The sequence below is a fragment of the Trichodesmium erythraeum IMS101 genome, assembly GCF_000014265.1.
GTDB lineage: Bacteria > Cyanobacteriota > Cyanobacteriia > Cyanobacteriales > Microcoleaceae > Trichodesmium > Trichodesmium erythraeum.
The window spans coordinates 2,770,052-2,789,185 of the sequence record NC_008312.1 but is presented as its reverse complement, the minus strand read 5'-3'; the positions used below and the strand labels follow the sequence as shown (position 1 = coordinate 2,789,185).

Here is a 19,134-nt window from a genome sequence, read left to right as displayed (position 1 = left end):
ACTTTTTCCTGTTTTGACAGCAAATATTTGACACATCGAATTTGTATCTCCTATCTCAAAAGCATGAAAATTACCATGACACAATCTAGAATAAGTAAAAATAACGTCAGCAAAGACCTGAATACTTAGAAAAAATTTAATTTTTTAGTTTTAATTTTTTAGTTTTAATTTTTTAGTTTTAATTTTTTAGTTTTAATTTTTTGACTTAATTAATGAATTTACCAGTTATTTATCATCCTAATTATGTGGCACCAATTCCACCTGGTCATCGCTTTCCCATGGCAAAATTTCAATTACTTTATGAAATGTTATTGGTAGATGAGGTAACAAACTATTTCTTGACTCCAAATTTTCCACCTTTAGAATGGATAGAATTAATACATCATCCCAACTATATAAAAAAATATTGTCAGGGAACTTTAGACCCAAAAGCACAAAGACGTATTGGTTTGCCCTGGAGTCAAGCATTAGCAAATCGAACTTGCATTGCTGTGGGTGGTACAATATTAACAGCACAGTTAGCCCTCAAACATGGTTTAGCTTGTAATACTGCTGGTGGTACTCATCATGCATTTCCCAGTTATGGATCTGGGTTCTGTATTTTTAATGATTTAGCGATCGCCACTCGTGTGATGCAAAAATTAGGATTAGTTGAAAAAGTTTTAATAGTAGATTTAGACGTACATCAAGGAGATGGCACTGCCTGGATATTTCAAGATGATCCTACTGTATTTACATTTTCTATGCACTGTGGTATAAACTTTCCTAGTAGAAAACAAGTTAGCGATCTAGATGTACCTTTACCAGAAGGAATGGATGACGAGCTTTATCTCCAGACATTAGCACAACACTTACCATATTTGCTATCAGAAGTCAAGCCAGATTTGGTATTGTATGATGCGGGAGTTGATACCCATATCCATGATGCTTTAGGAAAATTAGCTTTAACAGATACAGGAATATTCCGGCGGGAGATGCAAGTATTAAGTACCTGTCTAGGAAAAGGTTATCCAGTGGCTTCTGTCATTGGCGGTGGCTATACTAAGGATATGAATTCATTGGTTTACACTCATTCATTATTGCATCGTGCTGCCCGAGACGTGTTTTACCAGTATCGGCTTTGAGAAGTTATAGGGCTACGGGCAACTCAGAAGTCAGAAGCCGCGAAGTCAGAACTAGGAAGTTTTCATTCTCCACCCTAAAATTTTCGGGTGAGAGATTTATAAATTGAAATTGATATTCAAAATAATCAAGGTAATATCCCTTTAATTTAGCTATTTTAAATTTAGCTATTAAAACAGCTTATAAAAAGATATTAAATTCCCTCTTTATATCCTTATTAGTTTTAGTTTTAGTTTTAGTTTTAGTTTTAGTTTTTCAAACCCAACCCACAAAAATATAAGTAATTTTGTATCTAAAAAAATATGTCTTTTAGTTGTTACAAAAGTATTAGTGCAGTTCTCCAAAAAATTCAGATTATTTACAAAGAAACTGATTTTATTATTGAGACAAGGTTTAATATTCCTGAGTATTTCAAAAATGACATACAAATAGTCATAGGGGAAGGAATAGTTGATAATTCAGAATTTGCTATCTGTGAAAATTTGATTTATCCAGTTTTAAAATAAATATAGTTGATAATTCAGAATTTGCTATCTGTGAAAATTCTGTGAAAATTTGATTTATCCAGTTTTAAAATAAATATGGAAGTCTTATTGCAGTAAGTTGATTTTATGGAGTTATCAATCTCTAATTTACAATCATCATCTGTTTGGATTTTATGAATATATTCAGGCTAAACCTTATCCTCTAGGAAAAGTTATCTTTGACAAACCTTATCTACTTTTAGTCATAGCAAAAAAAAGATAAATTTGATGAAGGTTTGGGAAAATATTTAGCAGAAATGGTGGCTGATCAAAAATTAAATAACAATCTAGAATTGATAGTTTTTGGCATTGTTTCAAATGCCACAATTTGACAATTTGCTAAATTAACAGCAGATAGTTTTATCAAAAATATTACTTTTTACAGTTTTCAAGATTTAGACTAACTATTTGCTGTAGTAAATTATATTTTTACGCAATGTGAATTACAATTAAATCCTCAAGCAGTTGTTTAATTTTTGGTAAGCATTCAATAGCTGAATACTTACCCTAATTTTTTTAGTGGATAGCTCATGCAACAGAAAAATGAATAGGTAATCTTACTTCAAAAATTAGCAATTAATTAAACAACACAAAAATTAGTCAAAGATAGTCATATTTTTGTCCCGGCAAAAACTCCACATAAAACTATATCTATCGACTCAAATATAGAAAAATTTTTGGCAAATAATTCATATGTTTAGACCACTTTAGGGCTCCTATAAAAGTTTTTTGTGAGATTATTTTATCTGAAAAGCATTATCAAACTTTGTACATCATCAACTTCAAAATTAGTTTAATTTAGACTAAAGAAAAAAAACTGTAAAATTTTATCGTTAAATTCGAGTTTAATTACTATAACACAGGACTAGCATGATGATTAATCAAATACCAATTTCCACCCATCTTCTCAAAAATATTCGTTGCTATAGACTTATCTTTTATTGTCGTATCTCTACTAATTTGCATGATATTTTCTACCAAAATAACATAACCAATATCTCCATTAACTTCTGCTATAATAACATCAGTATCAATTTCAATATAATCCGTATTTTTAAATATTAAATCCCAGGAATTACGAATATTCTCAAAACCACAAATTGCACCACGGCCTGGATGGATACAAACTGTACTAATGCCCTGAGACAAAATGCCATGCAAAGCTATAATGTCCCGTTTTTCAAAAGCTCGATAAAATGCTTGGTTTACTTCTAAAATTTCTTGGTTTTCGTCTTTCATAATTTTTTTTGCTTTAGAGCCACAATAATTGTTATGATTGGGGTTAAGATAATACTTGGTAAACTTAACCAAATTATTTCTTTGATAGACTATGGAAACAACAGAAAAAAATTCCTCTAACCTAATTCAGAAAATGCTTAATATTATAGCCCTCTTATTAGTAATAATTCTCATTGTTGTCGGAATAAATATTGCCACTTCTGGCAAACTCACTTTATTTGCAGGTACTAGACCTGATAATATTGGTGTAAACTCTGGACGTCTTGCACCTTGTCCTGGTAGTCCAAATTGTGTGAGTAGTTATAGCCAAGATGTAGAACATGGTATTGCTTCTCTGAGTTATGACTCTGAACCGCAGATGGCGATCGCTAATTTAAAACAAATAATTGAATCAATGCCTCGAACTAATATTGTAAAGGAAGAAGAGAATTATTTGTATGCTGAATTTGCTACGAAAATTATGGGCTATGTGGATGATGTCGAGTTTTATGTGGATCAAGAAGCTAATGCTATTCAAGTCCGCTCTGCTTCTCGTCTGGGACAATCAGATCTGGGTGTTAACCGGGAACGAGTCGAAACTATTAGAGAAAAGCTGAAGGAACTCAAAACCAATACTTAGCAAAGGTTAAAACCTAGTACCTTGCCTCAAGCCATAGCTCCAACTCACAATAAGCAATTAAGTTGAAATTTGGTTTAATAATTATTGTATAGTTCAGGGTTAGGCCCCTAACCCCGATCAACTTACTCTTAGACCCGAGGAGAAGGAGAAGGTAGCATTATCTGAGGCTCATAGGAAATACCACACAAAGAGGTAAAAAATAGACTCAATAATTCAAGTAATATAGATAAGTATTTGCTTTATTTAATCCTAAATAATTGAAATTATTAATTCATAGTTCTTAAATTCAGAGATGTCCCTAATACTATTAGCTCAAAAACTTTTAACTACTTTTAACTACTTTTAACTACTTGTAACTACTTTTAACTTTTTAGCGATCGCATTCCTTCTTGATCATACCTTTATTTACTAACCCCAAATTCCCAACTTTTAACAAAGCTTAATTTATTACATATTTTACTAAAATATAAAAGAAAATCTTAATAAAGAAAAACTGAATTTTGCATTTTAGTTTTTAAGTTCTTATAGGTAAAAGTCCATCAAAAACCATAGCATTTAGTATCAAAATATTAAAGTCTATTGCATTTTCTTCATATACCCTGACAAAATCAATCACAAGTCTTAAGTCCGTGGTACTATCCCAACTTGTATATAAAAATAAAAATAAGGAGAAAACCTTTGACTTTAAGGGTTGCTGTTGTAGGTTCAGGTCCAGCGGGTTCCTCTGCTGCCGAGACTTTAGTAAAAGCAGGTATTGAAACTTATTTATTTGAGCGAAAACTAAATAACGCTAAGCCTTGTGGTGGAGCTATTCCCCTATGTATGGTCAGTGAATTTGATCTCCCACCAGAAATTATCGATCGCCGAGTTAGAAAAATGAAAATGATATCTCCCTCCAATGTTGAGGTAGATATTCATATAGAAAAAGAAGATGAATATATCGGTATGTGCCGTCGGGAAGTATTAGATGGCTTCCTCAGAGACCGGGCGGCTTCCCTAGGAGCTAACCTCATTAATGGTACTGTTTATAAACTTGATCTTCCTAATAATGATAGAGAACCCTACACTATTCATTATTCTGACCATTCACAAGGAGATATTCAAGGAACGGCTAAAACCTTAAAAGTAGATTTAGTTATTGGAGCAGATGGGGCAAACTCCCGTGTGGCTAAAGCTATTGATGCTGGAGACTATAACTACGCGATCGCTTTCCAAGAGCGTATCCGCCTCCCTGACCATCTTATGGCATACTACGAAGACCTTGCAGAAATGTATGTGGGGGATGATGTTTCCCCAGACTTCTACGCTTGGGTATTTCCTAAATATGACCACGTGGCTGTAGGTACTGGTACAATGAAGGTTCACCAGGCAAAAATTAAACAGCTACAAGCAGGTATTCGAGCTCGTGCAGCTAAACGCCTCGAAGGTGGCCAAATAATTAAGGTAGAAGCTCATCCTATTCCTGAACATCCTCGTCCCCATAGGGTTCGTGGCAGAGTTGCTTTAGTCGGAGATGCTGCGGGTACTGTTACTAAGTCTTCTGGTGAGGGTATCTATTTTGCAGCTAAGTCTGCTCGGATGTGTGCTGAAACTATTGTTGAGGCTTCTAACAATGGTGCTATTATTCCTACTGAAGCAGACTTAAAGCTTTATCTGAAACGGTGGGATAAGAAATATGGCATGACTTACAAAGTATTGGATATTTTGCAGAGGGTATTCTATCGTTCTGATGCGACTCGAGAGGCATTTGTGGAAATGTGCGCTGATAGGGATGTGCAGAAATTAACTTTTGATAGTTATTTGTACAAGACTGTTGTTCCTGCTAACCCTTTAATTCAAATGAAGATAACTGCTAAAACTATTGGTAGTATGCTCCGGGGTCATGCTTTAGCTCCGTAAGTTCCTCAAGACCCTGAGCTTTTTGCCGGTTACAGGGATGACTTTGCTGTTCTGGTTAATTTCTCTGGTGGAAAGCCTGAACAGCTTGATGTTACAGCTAATTTTTTTCTCCCTATCTCCAGGGAATTTTTATTCTTGGCCATAGACAAAGAAGAAATAAAGGCGTCTTTTTTCTTGGTTAAACAAAAAATAAAAGCGCCTAACTTTGTTACACATATTATGTAATAATCTTATCTAGAAATCAAAGCATAGGATTAGAAATAAATTTCGGATTCTGCAGAAGTCGGAAATTGTTTATTCCATTTTCCTAAGCTTTTTTTATTTGATAGCCATAAGTAATACTATACTTAAAAATTTAAAAAAAGTCAAATCTTTTACCAAAATATGTTGGAATATTTGATACTAGGAGCTTTAGTATCCAAGCCTAGGAGAAAAAATAGGATGAAAAGACTAAGCTCTTATGATTTTATTAGGAATAATATTCAATAAAAGATGTCTAATAATAGAATTTTTTAGCTTTTAAGGTGGTTTTTTTGCTTGGGGAGTACTCCTCGCTTTAGTAATTCATAATATTATTATACTACTCATAATTTAGCTCCATTTACTGCGGAATATAAGCAACTTAATTATTTAGCTTGAAGCTATTGTGGTAGAGCGCTTTTACTAAAACATGGAGGTTTTTGGGTACGTGATATCTATGGCTATTTTACCATATTTAGATTCTCTTTTTCCTGAGTGGGAATTTTTGGTAAGACTAGTTAAAAAAGCTATAGTTTGCCAAGAGGTATCTGAAGTTAAAAATATGGTTACTTTCTGTTGATGGGAACTTATGTCTCCAATTTGCTTTGGGGGTTTGGCAGGGAAAGAAAGGGAAGTTATTGAGGTTTTCCTAAGGTTAAAAGCAGGTTTTACTGTACTCAATGATCATGTTTTAGAGGATAAAAGTTGGTTGCCAGGGGATAAGTTCGCGGCAGATATTGCTATTTATCTTATGTTTAATTTTTTTGTTTAATTTTTTTGCAAGGTTGGCGGCTAAGGAAGAGGTAAGTAAGTTAAGTATAGACATGTTACCTAGAGGGCAAAAATATCTAGGGTTAGGAAGTTTGCTACAAAATATTGAACAAGTGCTTAATGTTGATGGTGTCTATCTTCCTGACTGGGGTGAAGTTTGCAGTCAGTATTTAATTTTTTTGCTGTGGGAGTTTTAATTTTTCTGGGAGGCTAATTTCTTGTTCTAGTTGATGGCTGATGGCTGATGGTTGAATGTTTACAAGTTGGCAGTCAATAATGACTTTTGCTCAATTTAGCTGAAATATATTGTTTATTTTTGGGAAAATATTGAGTGTTTCTGTCAGAAATTTCTATAAGTTTTCCTGAGTTTTGCAGCATTTTATCATGATTAATTTTTGAAGGTTTAACCGATATTTGGTGATATCTGGCAGTTATTTAATCTATGGGTTACTGTTTTAGCTCTTCTTCTCTGAAAAAGTGGGGGGGTTTTTCAAGTCTGGCTTTTTGCTGCAGTTTTAATATCGGTAGAGGACGGTGGGGACGACCTGATGCGTCTCTACATCCAAAGTTCCTAAGTTCTTACGAGGTTTTAGTTATGGGGATGTAGTTCATGAATTTTAAAAGCGCTGTTAGGGATATTTAGGAAGATCGCAAATATACCTGAAAATTGTGGGGTTTGTGATCATTGCATCCCGAATATTTTGAGTGTCTGTGAGAAAAATATAGATGATTAAACAAATGTTTGGGGTGGTTGTAAACAAGCAATCATTTTTCTCGTCTACTTGATGATAATTTCAGGGATATATCAACTAATATCCTGAGATTTTTCTGACTGTCTGTTGTGAAAAAGGTTTGATTTTGACTACTAAGGAAATTGAATAAATAGTAGGTAGAAAACCTAGGTAAGTTTAAGGTGAAGGTTACTTTTTAATGGGTGGGTAGAATTTTATTGCTGGAGGTAAGGCGGGTCATCAAATTATTTGGCAAGTTCAATATTTGAAGGAGTTTTGATTCATTTTTTCTCATTTAAGAAATTTTGATAGTTTTTCTGAACTGTTTGAGTATTAGGATGTTCTTCTCCTAATGATTGTTTTAATATCTTCAGTGCTTGTAGGTACAAAGGTTCTGCAGCTTCGTATTTTCCCTGAGACTCATATAATAAAGCCAGGTTGTTGAGGTCAGTGGCAATATCTGGATGATTTTCAGGGAGGGCTATTTTGTTGATTTCAAGAGCTTGTAGGTACAATGGTTCTGCAGCTTCGTATTTTCCTTGAGATCTATATAATTTTGCCAGGTTGTTGAGGTGAGTGGCAAACTGTGGATGATTTTCAGGGAGGGCTATTTTGTCGATTTCAAGAGCTTGTAGGTACAATGGTTCTGCAGCTTCGTATTTTCCTTGAGATCTATATAATTTTGCCAGGTTGTTGAGGTGAGTGGCAAACTGTGGATGATTTTCAGGGAGGGCTATTTTGTCGATTTCAAGAGCTTGTAGGTACAATGGTTCTGCTGCTTCGTATTTTCCTTGAGAATAATATAAACCTGCCAGGTTGTTGAGGCCGCTGGCACGTTGTGGATGATTTTCAGGGAGGGCTATTTTTTTGATTTCAAGAGCTTGTAGGTACAATGGTTCTGCTGCTTCGTATTTTCCTTGAGAATAATATAAATTTGCCAGGTTGTTGAGGCCTGTGGCAATAGATGGATGATTTTCAGGGAGGGCTATTTTTGCGGTTTCAATAGCTTGTAGGTACAAAGGTTCTGCAGCTTCGTATTTTCCTTGAGACTTATATAATAAAGCCAGACTGTTGTAGATATTCCCAATGTCAGCATTATCTTTGTCTAGCCGTTTTTCTGCTATTTCTTTACCTGTCTCTAACCAAAGTTGTGCCTGTGAGTACAATGCTTGACCTAGATAGAACCGACCTAGTCCATTAAAAGGAGAAATCAAATCATCATCACTCAAATACTCAGTCAAAACTGCCGCCACTTCCGTAATATGAGGAATATCAACCTCAACTTCCTTAACTTGCTCCACTGTAATGTTATCAGGAATATTCCTAGCCGCCTCTGCCACTACCTGACAAATACCCCGCTTTAACTCATCTGCCCTTGGATATTCTTTCAACTTCATCTGCAAAAACTCTCGCACTAGAGAATGCAAAATATAAACACCAGGCTCAACACTCTTCAGTAAATGCAGATTTTCCAAATTCCCAAGAGCAATTTCCCAACCTTCCAACTCTTCATCATCTTCTATCCCATCCCACCACAAACGAATAGGTGCCAAAGCATATAAACCTAACTTCAACCCAATTTCCTGAGTATTTTCATCCAACATCTCCCAACTCAAAGCGATCGCCTCCGCCACACCATAAGGATAATTAATTAACTCATTAGATGACATAGCCTGATGTTCCAGACTCTTTCTTTCTAAACGCTTAAGCATTTTTGTCAAAGCCAAACCATCCCTATTCAAACTCTGCCAATACTCATCCAAATATCGCCCCACCAATTCAATTCCCAAAGGTAAATAACCCAAAAAAATCAGCAGTTCTCTAGCCTTCCTAGGTTCTAGCAAAAGTCTCTTTCTACCCAAAATAGACCTTAACAACTTCATCCCCGCCAAAGGCTTTAACACATCGAGACGCAACTCCGGAAATGCCGAGCCAAAACTTTTACGAGTGGTCAGCAACACCCGAAACCGAGACAAGTCCGGAGGTAAAAAAGGCTTGGCCTGAGTATTGTAGTCAGTTACATCATTATAGATCAGCAAAGTATTCCCCTCAGACCACTTTTGCCAACAGTAGCGCAACCTTTCCGGTAAATCTTGATCTGAAGAGAAAACAAGCTGGAAATTATTCTGAGCAAACCTAAGTATCTGAATACCTGCATTTTCTGTCGGCGCTTCCAACCAACAAATACCTCCAGGGTAAGCAGACTTATGAGCATAAGCATATCGGCGGCAAAGTTCTGTTTTACCAACACCACCCATTCCAGAAACAGAAACAATAGAAACCCGCTGATAATTTTTGAGTAACTTGTCGACATCAGCTAATTCTTTTTCCCTACCTACAAAAACTTTATTCTCTAAGCTAGCCTCCCCAGGAATATAGTATTTTTGGTGAAGATATTGAGAAGAAGTGCTTTCCTCTAAAGCAAAAATATCTTGACAAAACTTTCTCACCGAAAGATAAACCAAATCATTTTTTCCAGGTTTAGCAATAGAGTTGTGGTCTTCTGCTGAAACAGCAATAGGTTTAACATCGTGAATACCAGGGTTAGCGCTATCCTCATTCACAACCAAAACCCCATTCAGAGACTTTGTTTCATAAAAAACCTTAGTTTTAATTTCCAACTTGCCAACATTTTGTCGATACCATTCATTAAGATCTCGCAGTTGAGGGGAATGTTCTTTTAACTCTTCAACATTCACTGTAGGTCTAGTCAAAAAACCGACGTGATCAATTAAATTAGCCAAATGAGTTCCCGTGTGTGGAGTAGACAAAAATACAATTCCTTTAACCTGTTTAACAATAGCTAGATACTCAGGAAAACTTTGAGCTGTACGAATTACCTCCTTCACCACCAAACCACCCAAACTGTGAGTTACAAATATCAATGGGCGTTTGGGGAAACTAGTGGATGTCTTGCCAATATCATAAACCTGAAGATACTCCAGTAAATTACTAGCCAGATCAAAACGCGGCATTCCCTGACCAAAATATTGAAAACCAGGAGCATCATATCCAAAACTCCAGACATTAACATCTATTCCATGTGCTTGTAGTTCTTCACCCAACCAACACAGCAAAAAGTCAACATCTTCTTTATCCTTTTTATTTTGAGGATGCCATGTACCCCAAGGATGACCAGCCAAACCATGAACAAAAACAACATCCCCTTGAGGAGGATAATTTTTGCAGTCAAATACCAAAAAGAAACCGAGCATATAATGTTTTGTTATTTTAGTATCAGTTAACAGTTAGTAAGTACCTCTAGCTGAAGTCTGCAGCCAAATACTGAAATTTATTTTTTTCCCCCGAACTTTGAAAGAGCAATTTTGAGACCTTATTTTTTAGTCAAGCAGGCCAAAAATTATTAATTAGTCATTCAGAAACCAGTCTAGAATATTGACTGAATCAAAGAATAATCATTTTTGGGAAAAAAAACTTTAATAATAATAGACAAACCCACAAAATTCATGCTATAGTTATCAAGCGTTTTATTTTTTAAGTGATATTACGCACAAATAAAATTAGTTGTTAATTTAAGACATCAGAAGTTAACTGAAGCCCAGTCCAATAGTTAGTTATTGAAAGGCAAATACAGATATATAAGTAGTTAATTAAGTTAATGTTAAAATTACAACAAATTTTATAACTAGATTTTATTATAAATAAATAAGAAAGCAATTTTAACTGCTAATCTTTATTTTGTATATTGAAAGTTAATAGATTTCTATAGCTTTACAATGGGGCTGTGGCTCAGATGGATAGAGCAAGCGCCTCCTGAAGTATCGGGCACCATGTGAGGAAACTCCATGAGTGAATGTGGTCAAACTCAAGGAAGCCTAAGTCATTTACAAAGATAAGGTAATCTTGAGCCAAGCTTTACCCCTAATGAGGTAAAGAAGGTGCAGAGACTAGAGTTGTAAGGAGTAATGATAATTCTCCTGAAGCGTTAGGCCACCACCTAAAGCTATAAAAGCTATGGTGAAGGGATAGTCCAGAGAGTGGGGAAACTCACACAAATCTGAAGCGCTAGGTCGCGCGTTCGAATCGCGCCAGTCCCGTAAATCAAAATTCAAAAGTCAAAACTCAACCTCCCTATCTTCCTATCCCTGGGACTCCTAAAGGCTTGTTCTGAATAGAGGGATCTGGAAACGGGCGGGAGGGACAGAGAATGAGCAAAGAATTAGGCCTGGCAGAAAAAAACCAATTTTGAAATAAATTTACTGTAGAAAAACAATCATATAATTAATATAACACCAAATGCACAATTTATATTTTTTGTCAAGTCTTATCTGAAGAAAGATATTTATAAAACATAGTTTTCCTCCAAAAATCAGAGGCTGACTGAATAAACCTCAAAAAATAAGTTGATATTGACTCAAGTCGTTTTTTTATACCTATAAATATGCAAAAAAATCAAGGCAGAAATATATTCGACTACCCTCTCTATAATTCTCACTTCCAACCTCAGACAGTTCCATGGAAAGTCTCCATCTGTAGGGATTTTGATAGAATGTTGCTCACTATTTCCCTACTTCCCCACTTCTAACTCCGGATGGTAGATAGTACTTTTTGAATATTGATATTGAAGCTATTTCCATCTGTAAAACTACAGGTGGTTTTTGATTTGAAAACATATGGTTTTGAGGGTAACTTCCAATACGAAATTACATAGATTAAAAATTTCTCTAATTTCGTGGTTTTTATTAGGACTTTTAGCTACTCTTTGGATTAGTTACCAACAAATTAGTGGTACCATTAAACCTCCTCAAGCATTATTAGTACTTGGTGGAGCCATAGAAAGAGAAGCATTTGCCGCCGAATTTGCCCGCCAACATCCTAACTTAGATATTTGGGTATCTTCTGGCAGTAACCCAGAATACGCAGAGTGGTTATTTTCCCAAGCTGGCATATCACAAACCCGTTTACATTTAGACTATGACGCCGTAGATACCGTCACTAATTTCACAACAACAGTAGATAAACTAAAATCTCAAGGTATTACAAGTGTTTATTTAGTTACCTCCGATGACCATATGCGTCGCGCTATAGTTATCGGCAAAATTGTTTTGAGTAGTAGGGGTATTGCTTTTAAGCCCCTACCAGTTCCCTCCGGGCGATCCCCCGAGCCCATAAAAAAAGCAATTCGAGATGGAATTAGAGGAATTCTTTGGTTAACTACTGGTTATACAGGAGCCAACCTTCTCCATTAGTTTTCCTCTTGAGTTTCCTCATATTCTTGGACTAAAACAAAAGGTTGTACTATCAAAGCATTAAACTTTTTAGTATCATTGCTATTCCACGTCGATAACTGTTCTGTTGTTGGCTTATAAATAAGTTCTTGGCTGATCCAATTTTCTACAGAAGACTTATGATCAGAAGCGATCGCCACTCCCACATCTAGCAAATCCAATTTTTGGTCTATAATTACCACAGAATCACGTTTAACATGAGGTACTAACCAGTTCCATTCAGCTACATCCAAATTTTCAGCTAATTGTTTTTTAATATCTTGCATTTTTTTTGTAATTAAATTTATTAACGTCCCAAATCATGCATTTTGTTAATTATATCCGCACACTTGAGACTAACCCGTTCTAATTCTTCTTTTTTAGTTGACTCAGGAGGAGGTATCACCTCTGCTATCCTGACAGTTACTGGTACAGCATTAGCTATTAGACCTTGACGTTTCACTGCATGAGTACCCCAAACACAAACTGGTAACAATGGTACTTTTGCCTTTGCAGCAATTAAAGCAGCGCCCAACTTTGGTTCTGTTATTTTACCATCAGGAGTTCTAGTTCCCTGTAGAAAGATACCCGCAGCCCATCCCTCTGCTAAACTATTCATAGCAGCACGAATAGCACTTCTATCTGCCGCTCCCCTTTTTACAGGATAAGCACCATATAAAGTAATTACCTCCTTCAAAATAGGTATATTAAATAATTCCTCTTTTGCCATATAAGCAACAGGTCTTCTGACACAAACAGATAAAATTGGGGGGTCTAGATCGCTAGCATGGTTACTAACTATGAGTAAAGGTCCTTGTTGTGGAACATTTTCAGCACCATAAATATTATTGCGAAAATAAAAATGCAGTATAGGAACTATTACTGACCATTTTAATAAGCGATAAAGAAGCAAATTCTTAAGTGGTTCACGGTTTCTAGTCACAGGGTTTTATACAAATTTTCAATGATTAACTTTTTAGCTCTTCTAGTATTACTTAACTAAATAATTATGTTCATGTTTTTAGGAATTAGTTGAGATCCTCCTCGGCTGCGCCAGCGCACAGAAACGACAAAGTCGTAGCTCCTATGTAGGTTGAAGTTTCACAGATTCTTGGTGAGGGTGAGTTACCTTTACCTCCACCTCCGTTTTTTTATCTCCTTTTGCCCAAGGAACAATTAATATTTTTATTACTGTATTTTCCACGACCATTGCTGTTAGCCACCAGAGTTTAAACATTCCTATTCTTGTGCTTGAGAGGTCTAGCTTTTTATCAAACTTCCTACTCTTGCAAAAGTTTTAAGTCCTAAATTTATTCCAATTGAATTATCATTTTTAGATAAAGTTTCTGACTGTATTTCTACTACAAAATTCAAAAAATATCTGTTAGCTGAATTTTTAATTACTGTTACTGAAGAATGGTCAATACCCAAACATCTAAAACTTTCCAATCTTTGCTAAATATGGTTTTTCTTGATATACTTAAATACTCTGGTAAGTAAACTAAACTAGAAGTTAGCCGGTGATTTCCTGGGGCGTGAGTTTTGGATTTAAAATATGTCTACTTTTTCCCTTACCCAAGGACCTTAAAAAAGGGAGCCCGTACAAAGTCAATAAATTTTGATCGACTTGGTTTAAATCTCTCAAATATTGCTGCAATCATACAACTGAAACTTTTGATAACCATTCTTTTTATTCATTCTCTTTAGCTTGAGAAATAAAAAGCTTTTATCCTTCAAAATTAGTTGATTTTTTTCTCCTAACTTATTTTTTTCACTTTCTTTACTAGACTATTATTCTCAATAATACAGACACAAAAATGCCCTTCTTTTGTGCTTTCAGTATTTTTTTCCTGGTGTTTAATATATGCCATACTTAAAATTTTGTCTTGATAATTTTAGTTTTACACTATTAACATTTACTATTACATATTTATTGAAAAAAAAACAAAAAATTCGCCCACTTATGGACGATATTTCAGAGAAATTTTTTTGGTATAAATTTTGAATAAAGTAAAAAGCAAGATGAAAATCTTGATATTAATCCTATCAGTTCCATTGAAAAATTACTGCACCCCAACTTAATCCAGCCCCAAAGCCAGAAGCAGCAATAATGTCTCCTGATTTAACAAGTCCTTCCCTAACAACTTCATCTAAAGCTAGCGGTATAGAAGCAGCAGAAGTATTGCCATAATTTCGTAGATTACTAATAACTTTTTCTGGTGGAATATTCAATCTATTAGCAACAGCATCAAGGATTCTTTGGTTAGCTTGGTGTAATAGCAACCAGTCAAGTTTATCAATATCAATATTAGCTTTTAATAAAGCTTTTTCTATAGCTTCCGGTACTTTTTGTACTACAAAACGATAGACTTCTTTACCATTCATAGCTATTGGTTGATAAGTACCTTGACTAACAGTTACTCCCTCAATTATTCTCTTTTCTTGGGGTTGGTAAGAAAGACTTAAACAGCTATTTTGACTACCATCACTACCAAGTTCAAAACCCAGCAGGCGATCGCTTTCTGAAGCTTGTAAAAGTACTGCCCCTGCCCCATCTCCAAATAAAACACAAGTCCGTCGGTCTTCCCAGTCTACCCAACGCGAGAGAATATCTGCCCCAATTAACAAAACATTTTGATAAACTCCATTACGAATAAATTGCGCTCCTGTAACCAGAGCAAAGAGAAAACCAGAACAAGCCACAGTTATGTCAAAAGCAACTGCTTTCTGTGCGCCCAACTCCCATTGAATTTTACATGCAGTACCAAATAAGTCATCAGGAGTAGATGTAGCCAGAATAATTAGGTCAATATCTTTAGGAGTAATATTTGCTTGGTTAAGAGCTGCTAGAGATGCTTGAGTAGCAAGGCTACATAATGATTCTGTTGTATCTACTAGCTGTCGCTTATTAATTCCAGTGCGAGAAATGATCCATTCGTCAGAAGTCTCTACTATTTGGGATAATTGTTGATTATCTAGAGATGTTTTTGGTATTGCAGAACCACTTCCAATTATAGAAACGCCTATATTTGTCATCTATCTGTTTTTAATTATTATTAATTTTCTAGTATTGTTTATTATTCATATCAATGTAGACTTAATCTACAACTTTCGACATTCCTAAACTTTTCTTGATATTAGTTGCTAAAGCCCTTTAATTTTAAGCGAGGTAGACTAGAAAAATAATTATTTATTTACCACTACCACAAATTATCAATCTCTAGGTTTTGCTAAATTTTTATGATGTAATTTTTTTCACTTACTTCTCAATATGTATAATTTTCACTTCTTACTGTCAACTTTACTATTTGTATTCAATGCTTCTCAAAGCTTTTTCAAACTAAATTTTTATCATCAAAAAAATTCATATTTAAGTTTACTAAATCCTCATTATAGCTTCCAAAAAGTTATAATTTTTGAATTCGTTAAAAATGAGGAATTATTAATTACTAACTATTGATTTTCAACTTCAAGTAAATACTTGGAATTAATTCGTTCCAAGACTCTATTTTCAACAGCTTCTTTTGCAGAACGAACTGCGTTAGATATAGATTGTGCTTTAGAAGAACCATGGCTAATAATACAAATTCCTCCAACCCCTAATAATAATCCTCCTCCATGTTCTACATGATCTATTCTTTGTTTCATGTTTTTTAAATTAGGTCGTAATATTGCCGTACCTATTTTCCCACTAAGACCAGGCGTCAATTCTTCCCTCATCATTTGCAGCACAGCATCACCAACTGCCTCCGCAAACTTTAATAAAATATTACCAGCAAAACCATCACAAACTATCACATCAAACTTACCAGACAGAACATCACGACCTTCTGCATTACCGATGAATTTAATTTGATTATTTTCTTGTAGTATTTGGTAAGTCCTAACTGCTAAATCATTTCCTTTTGATGGTTCTTCCCCAATATTAAGTAGTCCCACTTTTGGCTCATCAGTGGCTAGAACAGATTCACTGTAAATTGTCCCCATCACTGCAAACTGGTCTAAATATTTTGGGCGACAGTCCACATTTGCTCCCACATCAAGGATCAGAACTGGTTTTTTCGGAATCATAGTAGGTAAGACTGCCCCAATTGCAGGACGATCAATTCCTGGTATTCTTCCCAAACGAAGCAAAGCAGAGGCCATTGCTGCTCCTGAATTACCTGCGGAAACTACAGCATCTGCTTGTTTATCCTTTACTAACTTCATAGCGATGTTAATTGATGCTTTGGGCTTGCGCCTAACAGCCATCAAAGGTTCTTCGTGCATTTCCACTATATCCTCAGCAGGAACTATCTCTGGCAGAGGTTGACTTAATCTATGATTCATAGAGGCTTTAATTTGCTGAGGGTCGCCAGCTAGTAAGACTTTGACACCATAAGCTTCTTGGGCCTTGATTGCTCCCTCAACAATTTCTGATGGGGCATAGTCCCCACCCATAGCGTCAATTGCGATTTTTGTAGGTATTGTTCCCATTTATCAAAGTTAGATAAACCTTTAGAATTCTATCAGCTAATTGATTACTTATTCCTTTTTGTCTTGAGAAAAATTACTTTGATACATAGATTTGTTTGATATGACATTAAGATAATTCATCAAAGAAAAATATTCTCTGTCAAAACATAGACTGTGTAACTGCGTAAGTATATTTACGTTAATCATACTCTACTAAGTATTTTAACTAACAAGGATAGGTCAGCTCAAGTTAATTATTAACAAAAATTTGATCCTTAACTATTGTCCATGAAGAAATAGTGATTAACAAGTTTTTTTTGATTAAACGATTAAACTAGCTTCTGAATCATTAATTTTCTGCCAAAAGAGTAGAAGCCAAATCTGGGACATAAGTATGATCACTAAAATGGCCATTCTTATGACCATTTCAATGATTATAACTAGGCTTTTCATATCCCATCAGGAAATAGTACCGAACACCTTCAACGTCCGGCTGGAAATATTGAATCAAATATTTTTTTTCATCCCCTTAAGAGAGTTAGTATCAATGAAGTTTGTTAAAATACAACAGTTTTGAAAAGATTGGATTGAGTTATGTGGGAATTGTTCAGCTACGGAGTAATACATCTGTGGTTAGAGATGGCAGGAATGCAAACTATCGGCCAAAATACTGTAGCTATACTCAAATGGCAAGCAGGTATACCTGAACTAATTTCCCCTGAAAATTCAGATGAAACATTAACTTTAAAAGTAGATGAATACTTAGAAGGCTTAAAAACAAAAGGACTACTAACTCCTAATACTCAGGGTATTTGGATCCAGTCAGAACTAAGACCCCTCAATAGCCACGAAGGTACAACTCTCATTCCCAGTGCTTCTTTAACTAAAATTGCTACATCTTTAGCTGCACTTGAAACTTGGGGAGCGCAACATCAGTTTGAAACCTTGATTAGTATTACTGGTCCAATTACCAATGGCATCTTACGAGGAGATTTAGTTATTAATGGAGGTAGTGACCCCTATTTTGTCTGGGAAGAAGCGATCGCCCTAGGTAACGCTATACAAAAATTGGGCATTAATCAAGTTAGGGGCAATTTAGTTATAGTAGGTAATTTTTGGATGAATAACCAGTATAACCATGTGTTAGCTGGTAAGTTTTTACAAGAAGGTATAAATTCAGCAACTTGGTCAAGAAATGTCAAAAGTATCTATAACCGAATGCCACGAGGAACACCAAAGCCAACAGTAGTAATTGCTGGTTCTGTTATATCCCAAAAATCTGTATCTCAAACAAAGCCCATGATTAGACACAAGTCATTACCCCTAATATATATTCTTAAAACAATGAATGTAGAAAGTAAGAATAATTTAGCTCAGACATTGGCGAAAAGTTTGGGAGGAGCAAAAGTTGTACAACAAAAAGCTGCTTGGGGTGCTGGAGTACCGGAAGCTGAAATACAATTAGTTAATGGTTCTGGGTTGGGGTTAGGGAATAAAATTTCCCCAAGAGCTGTCACTGCAATGTTCATAGCTATTCAACGGCATTTACAAACTTCTCAGTGGGTTATTGCTGATCTATTTCCGGTATCTGGGTACGATACAGGAACTTTAACCGATCAGTCAAGAACTATTCCCCAAGGAACAGTGGTGAAGACTGGTACTTTGAATGATGTTATTGCTTTAGCGGGAGTTTTTCCAACCCGGGAACAGGGTTTAGTTTGGTTTACGATAGTGAACCGCAGCCCTTACTGGCAGGAAACACGAGCAGAACAAGATAAGTTTTTACAACAATTAGTTAATAGGTGGGGATCAACAATATCACCTAGAGCCATTACTCCTAAGATTAATGGCGATCGCTTAGGTTTAGGAGATAGTAAGAGAAATCATTTTTTTTCGATAAATTAAATTTGATAAAAGTTTGGAGTCAAGAACAGTGATATAATATTTCTGTTAGTTGTGAGAGAACTGAAAATTCTTAAAAGCTTACACTATAAAGCTTTCATGATTTTTATGCTCAAAAGAACCCTTAAACCGGGACTTGTTTTGGATTTTAGCTATTTTGTGGACTTAATTCACAAGAGCTTTAATACATATGAAGTTAGAAGTCAATCTCCTTCCATTACCCCACTTAAGAGGAGAAATCAAAAGTTAAATTCCTAGCACAGACTGAATGTCTGCCCCAGTAACGGAAGCTTTTATAATTATTTTCTTGGTATTTGTCACATTACTAAATCAAGCTATCAGACCTGTCCAGAGTCATAGATCAAGAAAAATTATAGCCATTTTTAGTAATTCCTATTGTTTAG

15 protein-coding genes are annotated in these 19,134 nt (G+C 35.3%); 8 read left to right on the top strand and 7 right to left on the bottom strand.

Annotation, left to right across the window (positions count from 1 at the left end):
* Positions 1 to 212: 212 nt before the first annotated feature.
* Both TERY_RS08565 and TERY_RS36595 read left to right on the top strand, forming a co-directional pair.
* Positions 213 to 1,124 carry a histone deacetylase gene (locus tag TERY_RS08565; RefSeq protein WP_011611458.1) on the top strand — a complete coding sequence of 304 codons (912 nt, stop codon included), beginning with the start codon at positions 213 to 215 and terminating at the stop codon, positions 1,122 to 1,124.
* A 300-nt stretch (positions 1,125 to 1,424) separates the two neighbouring features.
* Entirely contained in the window at positions 1,425 to 1,628 is a 204-nt protein-coding gene (locus tag TERY_RS36595) for a hypothetical protein (RefSeq protein WP_063823336.1), read from the top strand.
* 870 nt (positions 1,629 to 2,498) lie between these two features.
* On the opposite strand, the gene TERY_RS08555 is transcribed toward TERY_RS36595, so the two are convergent.
* Positions 2,499 to 2,885 (bottom strand): nuclear transport factor 2 family protein, encoded by a 387-nt coding sequence (locus TERY_RS08555; protein ID WP_011611457.1) that lies wholly within the window; start codon positions 2,883 to 2,885, stop codon positions 2,499 to 2,501.
* A gap of 91 nt (positions 2,886 to 2,976) precedes the next feature.
* Here TERY_RS08555 and TERY_RS08550 point away from each other — a divergent pair, with 91 nt between their 5' ends.
* The 4 genes from TERY_RS08550 (at position 2,977) to TERY_RS08535 (ending at position 6,611) form a co-directional block, all read left to right on the top strand.
* The gene (locus TERY_RS08550) at positions 2,977 to 3,504 is read left to right on the top strand and encodes a DUF1499 domain-containing protein (RefSeq protein ID WP_011611456.1); all 528 of its coding nucleotides are present in this window, start codon (positions 2,977 to 2,979) and stop codon (positions 3,502 to 3,504) included.
* Between the two features lie 678 nt (positions 3,505 to 4,182).
* Positions 4,183 to 5,403 (top strand): geranylgeranyl reductase, encoded by a 1,221-nt coding sequence (gene chlP, locus TERY_RS08545; RefSeq protein WP_011611455.1) that lies wholly within the window; start codon positions 4,183 to 4,185, stop codon positions 5,401 to 5,403.
* A gap of 829 nt (positions 5,404 to 6,232) precedes the next feature.
* Positions 6,233 to 6,415: a hypothetical protein gene (locus TERY_RS08540; RefSeq protein WP_044136597.1), complete on the top strand. Its 183-nt coding sequence runs from the start codon at positions 6,233 to 6,235 to the stop codon at positions 6,413 to 6,415.
* Positions 6,408 to 6,611, top strand: coding sequence for a hypothetical protein (locus tag TERY_RS08535; RefSeq protein WP_044136594.1), 204 nt, complete (start codon positions 6,408 to 6,410; stop codon positions 6,609 to 6,611). The genes TERY_RS08540 and TERY_RS08535 overlap by 8 nt, the downstream gene beginning before the upstream one ends.
* Before the next feature lie 815 nt (positions 6,612 to 7,426).
* On the opposite strand, the gene TERY_RS08530 is transcribed toward TERY_RS08535, so the two are convergent.
* The gene (locus tag TERY_RS08530; protein WP_011611454.1) at positions 7,427 to 10,360 is read right to left on the bottom strand and encodes an alpha/beta fold hydrolase; all 2,934 of its coding nucleotides are present in this window, start codon (positions 10,358 to 10,360) and stop codon (positions 7,427 to 7,429) included.
* Between the two features lie 1,419 nt (positions 10,361 to 11,779).
* On the opposite strand from TERY_RS08530, the gene TERY_RS08525 reads away from it, so the two are divergent.
* Positions 11,780 to 12,355, top strand: coding sequence for an ElyC/SanA/YdcF family protein (locus TERY_RS08525; protein WP_011611453.1), 576 nt, complete (start codon positions 11,780 to 11,782; stop codon positions 12,353 to 12,355).
* On the opposite strand, the gene TERY_RS08520 is transcribed toward TERY_RS08525, so the two are convergent.
* The 5 genes from TERY_RS08520 to plsX all read right to left on the bottom strand — a co-directional run bounded on the left by TERY_RS08520 (position 12,352) and on the right by plsX (position 16,849).
* Positions 12,352 to 12,660, bottom strand: a complete 309-nt coding sequence (locus TERY_RS08520; RefSeq protein WP_011611452.1) for a DUF2288 family protein — start codon at positions 12,658 to 12,660, stop codon at positions 12,352 to 12,354. The genes TERY_RS08525 and TERY_RS08520 overlap by 4 nt on opposite strands.
* Before the next feature lie 20 nt (positions 12,661 to 12,680).
* On the bottom strand, positions 12,681 to 13,316 hold the full coding sequence (locus TERY_RS08515) for a 1-acylglycerol-3-phosphate O-acyltransferase (protein WP_011611451.1): 636 nt from the start codon (positions 13,314 to 13,316) through the stop codon (positions 12,681 to 12,683).
* 141 nt (positions 13,317 to 13,457) lie between these two features.
* Entirely contained in the window at positions 13,458 to 13,610 is a 153-nt protein-coding gene (locus tag TERY_RS32735; protein ID WP_155994369.1) for a hypothetical protein, read from the bottom strand.
* 809 nt (positions 13,611 to 14,419) lie between these two features.
* Positions 14,420 to 15,409 (bottom strand): beta-ketoacyl-ACP synthase III, encoded by a 990-nt coding sequence (locus TERY_RS08505; protein ID WP_011611449.1) that lies wholly within the window; start codon positions 15,407 to 15,409, stop codon positions 14,420 to 14,422.
* 417 nt (positions 15,410 to 15,826) lie between these two features.
* Positions 15,827 to 16,849 carry a phosphate acyltransferase PlsX gene (gene plsX, locus TERY_RS08500; RefSeq protein WP_011611448.1) on the bottom strand — a complete coding sequence of 341 codons (1,023 nt, stop codon included), beginning with the start codon at positions 16,847 to 16,849 and terminating at the stop codon, positions 15,827 to 15,829.
* Positions 16,850 to 17,422: 573 nt separating this feature from the next.
* Here plsX and TERY_RS08495 point away from each other — a divergent pair.
* Positions 17,423 to 18,733 carry a D-alanyl-D-alanine carboxypeptidase gene (locus TERY_RS08495; RefSeq protein WP_011611447.1) on the top strand — a complete coding sequence of 437 codons (1,311 nt, stop codon included), beginning with the start codon at positions 17,423 to 17,425 and terminating at the stop codon, positions 18,731 to 18,733.
* The last annotated feature ends 401 nt before the right edge of the window (positions 18,734 to 19,134 follow it).

Excerpts from the sequence above, each read along its gene's own strand:
- TERY_RS08565 (WP_011611458.1), top strand. The coding sequence starts at position 213 with ATGAATTTACCAGTTATTTATCATCCTAATTATGTGGCACCAATTCCA.
- TERY_RS36595 (WP_063823336.1), top strand. The coding sequence starts at position 1,425 with ATGTCTTTTAGTTGTTACAAAAGTATTAGTGCAGTTCTCCAAAAAATT.
- TERY_RS08555 (WP_011611457.1), bottom strand. The coding sequence starts at position 2,885 with ATGAAAGACGAAAACCAAGAAATTTTAGAAGTAAACCAAGCATTTTAT.
- TERY_RS08550 (WP_011611456.1), top strand. The coding sequence starts at position 2,977 with ATGGAAACAACAGAAAAAAATTCCTCTAACCTAATTCAGAAAATGCTT.
- TERY_RS08540 (WP_044136597.1), top strand. The coding sequence starts at position 6,233 with ATGTCTCCAATTTGCTTTGGGGGTTTGGCAGGGAAAGAAAGGGAAGTT.
- TERY_RS08530 (WP_011611454.1), bottom strand. The coding sequence starts at position 10,360 with ATGCTCGGTTTCTTTTTGGTATTTGACTGCAAAAATTATCCTCCTCAA.
- TERY_RS08525 (WP_011611453.1), top strand. The coding sequence starts at position 11,780 with ATGGTTTTGAGGGTAACTTCCAATACGAAATTACATAGATTAAAAATT.
- TERY_RS08520 (WP_011611452.1), bottom strand. The coding sequence starts at position 12,660 with ATGCAAGATATTAAAAAACAATTAGCTGAAAATTTGGATGTAGCTGAA.
- TERY_RS32735 (WP_155994369.1), bottom strand. The coding sequence starts at position 13,610 with ATGTTTAAACTCTGGTGGCTAACAGCAATGGTCGTGGAAAATACAGTA.
- TERY_RS08505 (WP_011611449.1), bottom strand. The coding sequence starts at position 15,409 with ATGACAAATATAGGCGTTTCTATAATTGGAAGTGGTTCTGCAATACCA.
- plsX (WP_011611448.1), bottom strand. The coding sequence starts at position 16,849 with ATGGGAACAATACCTACAAAAATCGCAATTGACGCTATGGGTGGGGAC.
- TERY_RS08495 (WP_011611447.1), top strand. The coding sequence starts at position 17,423 with ATGTGGGAATTGTTCAGCTACGGAGTAATACATCTGTGGTTAGAGATG.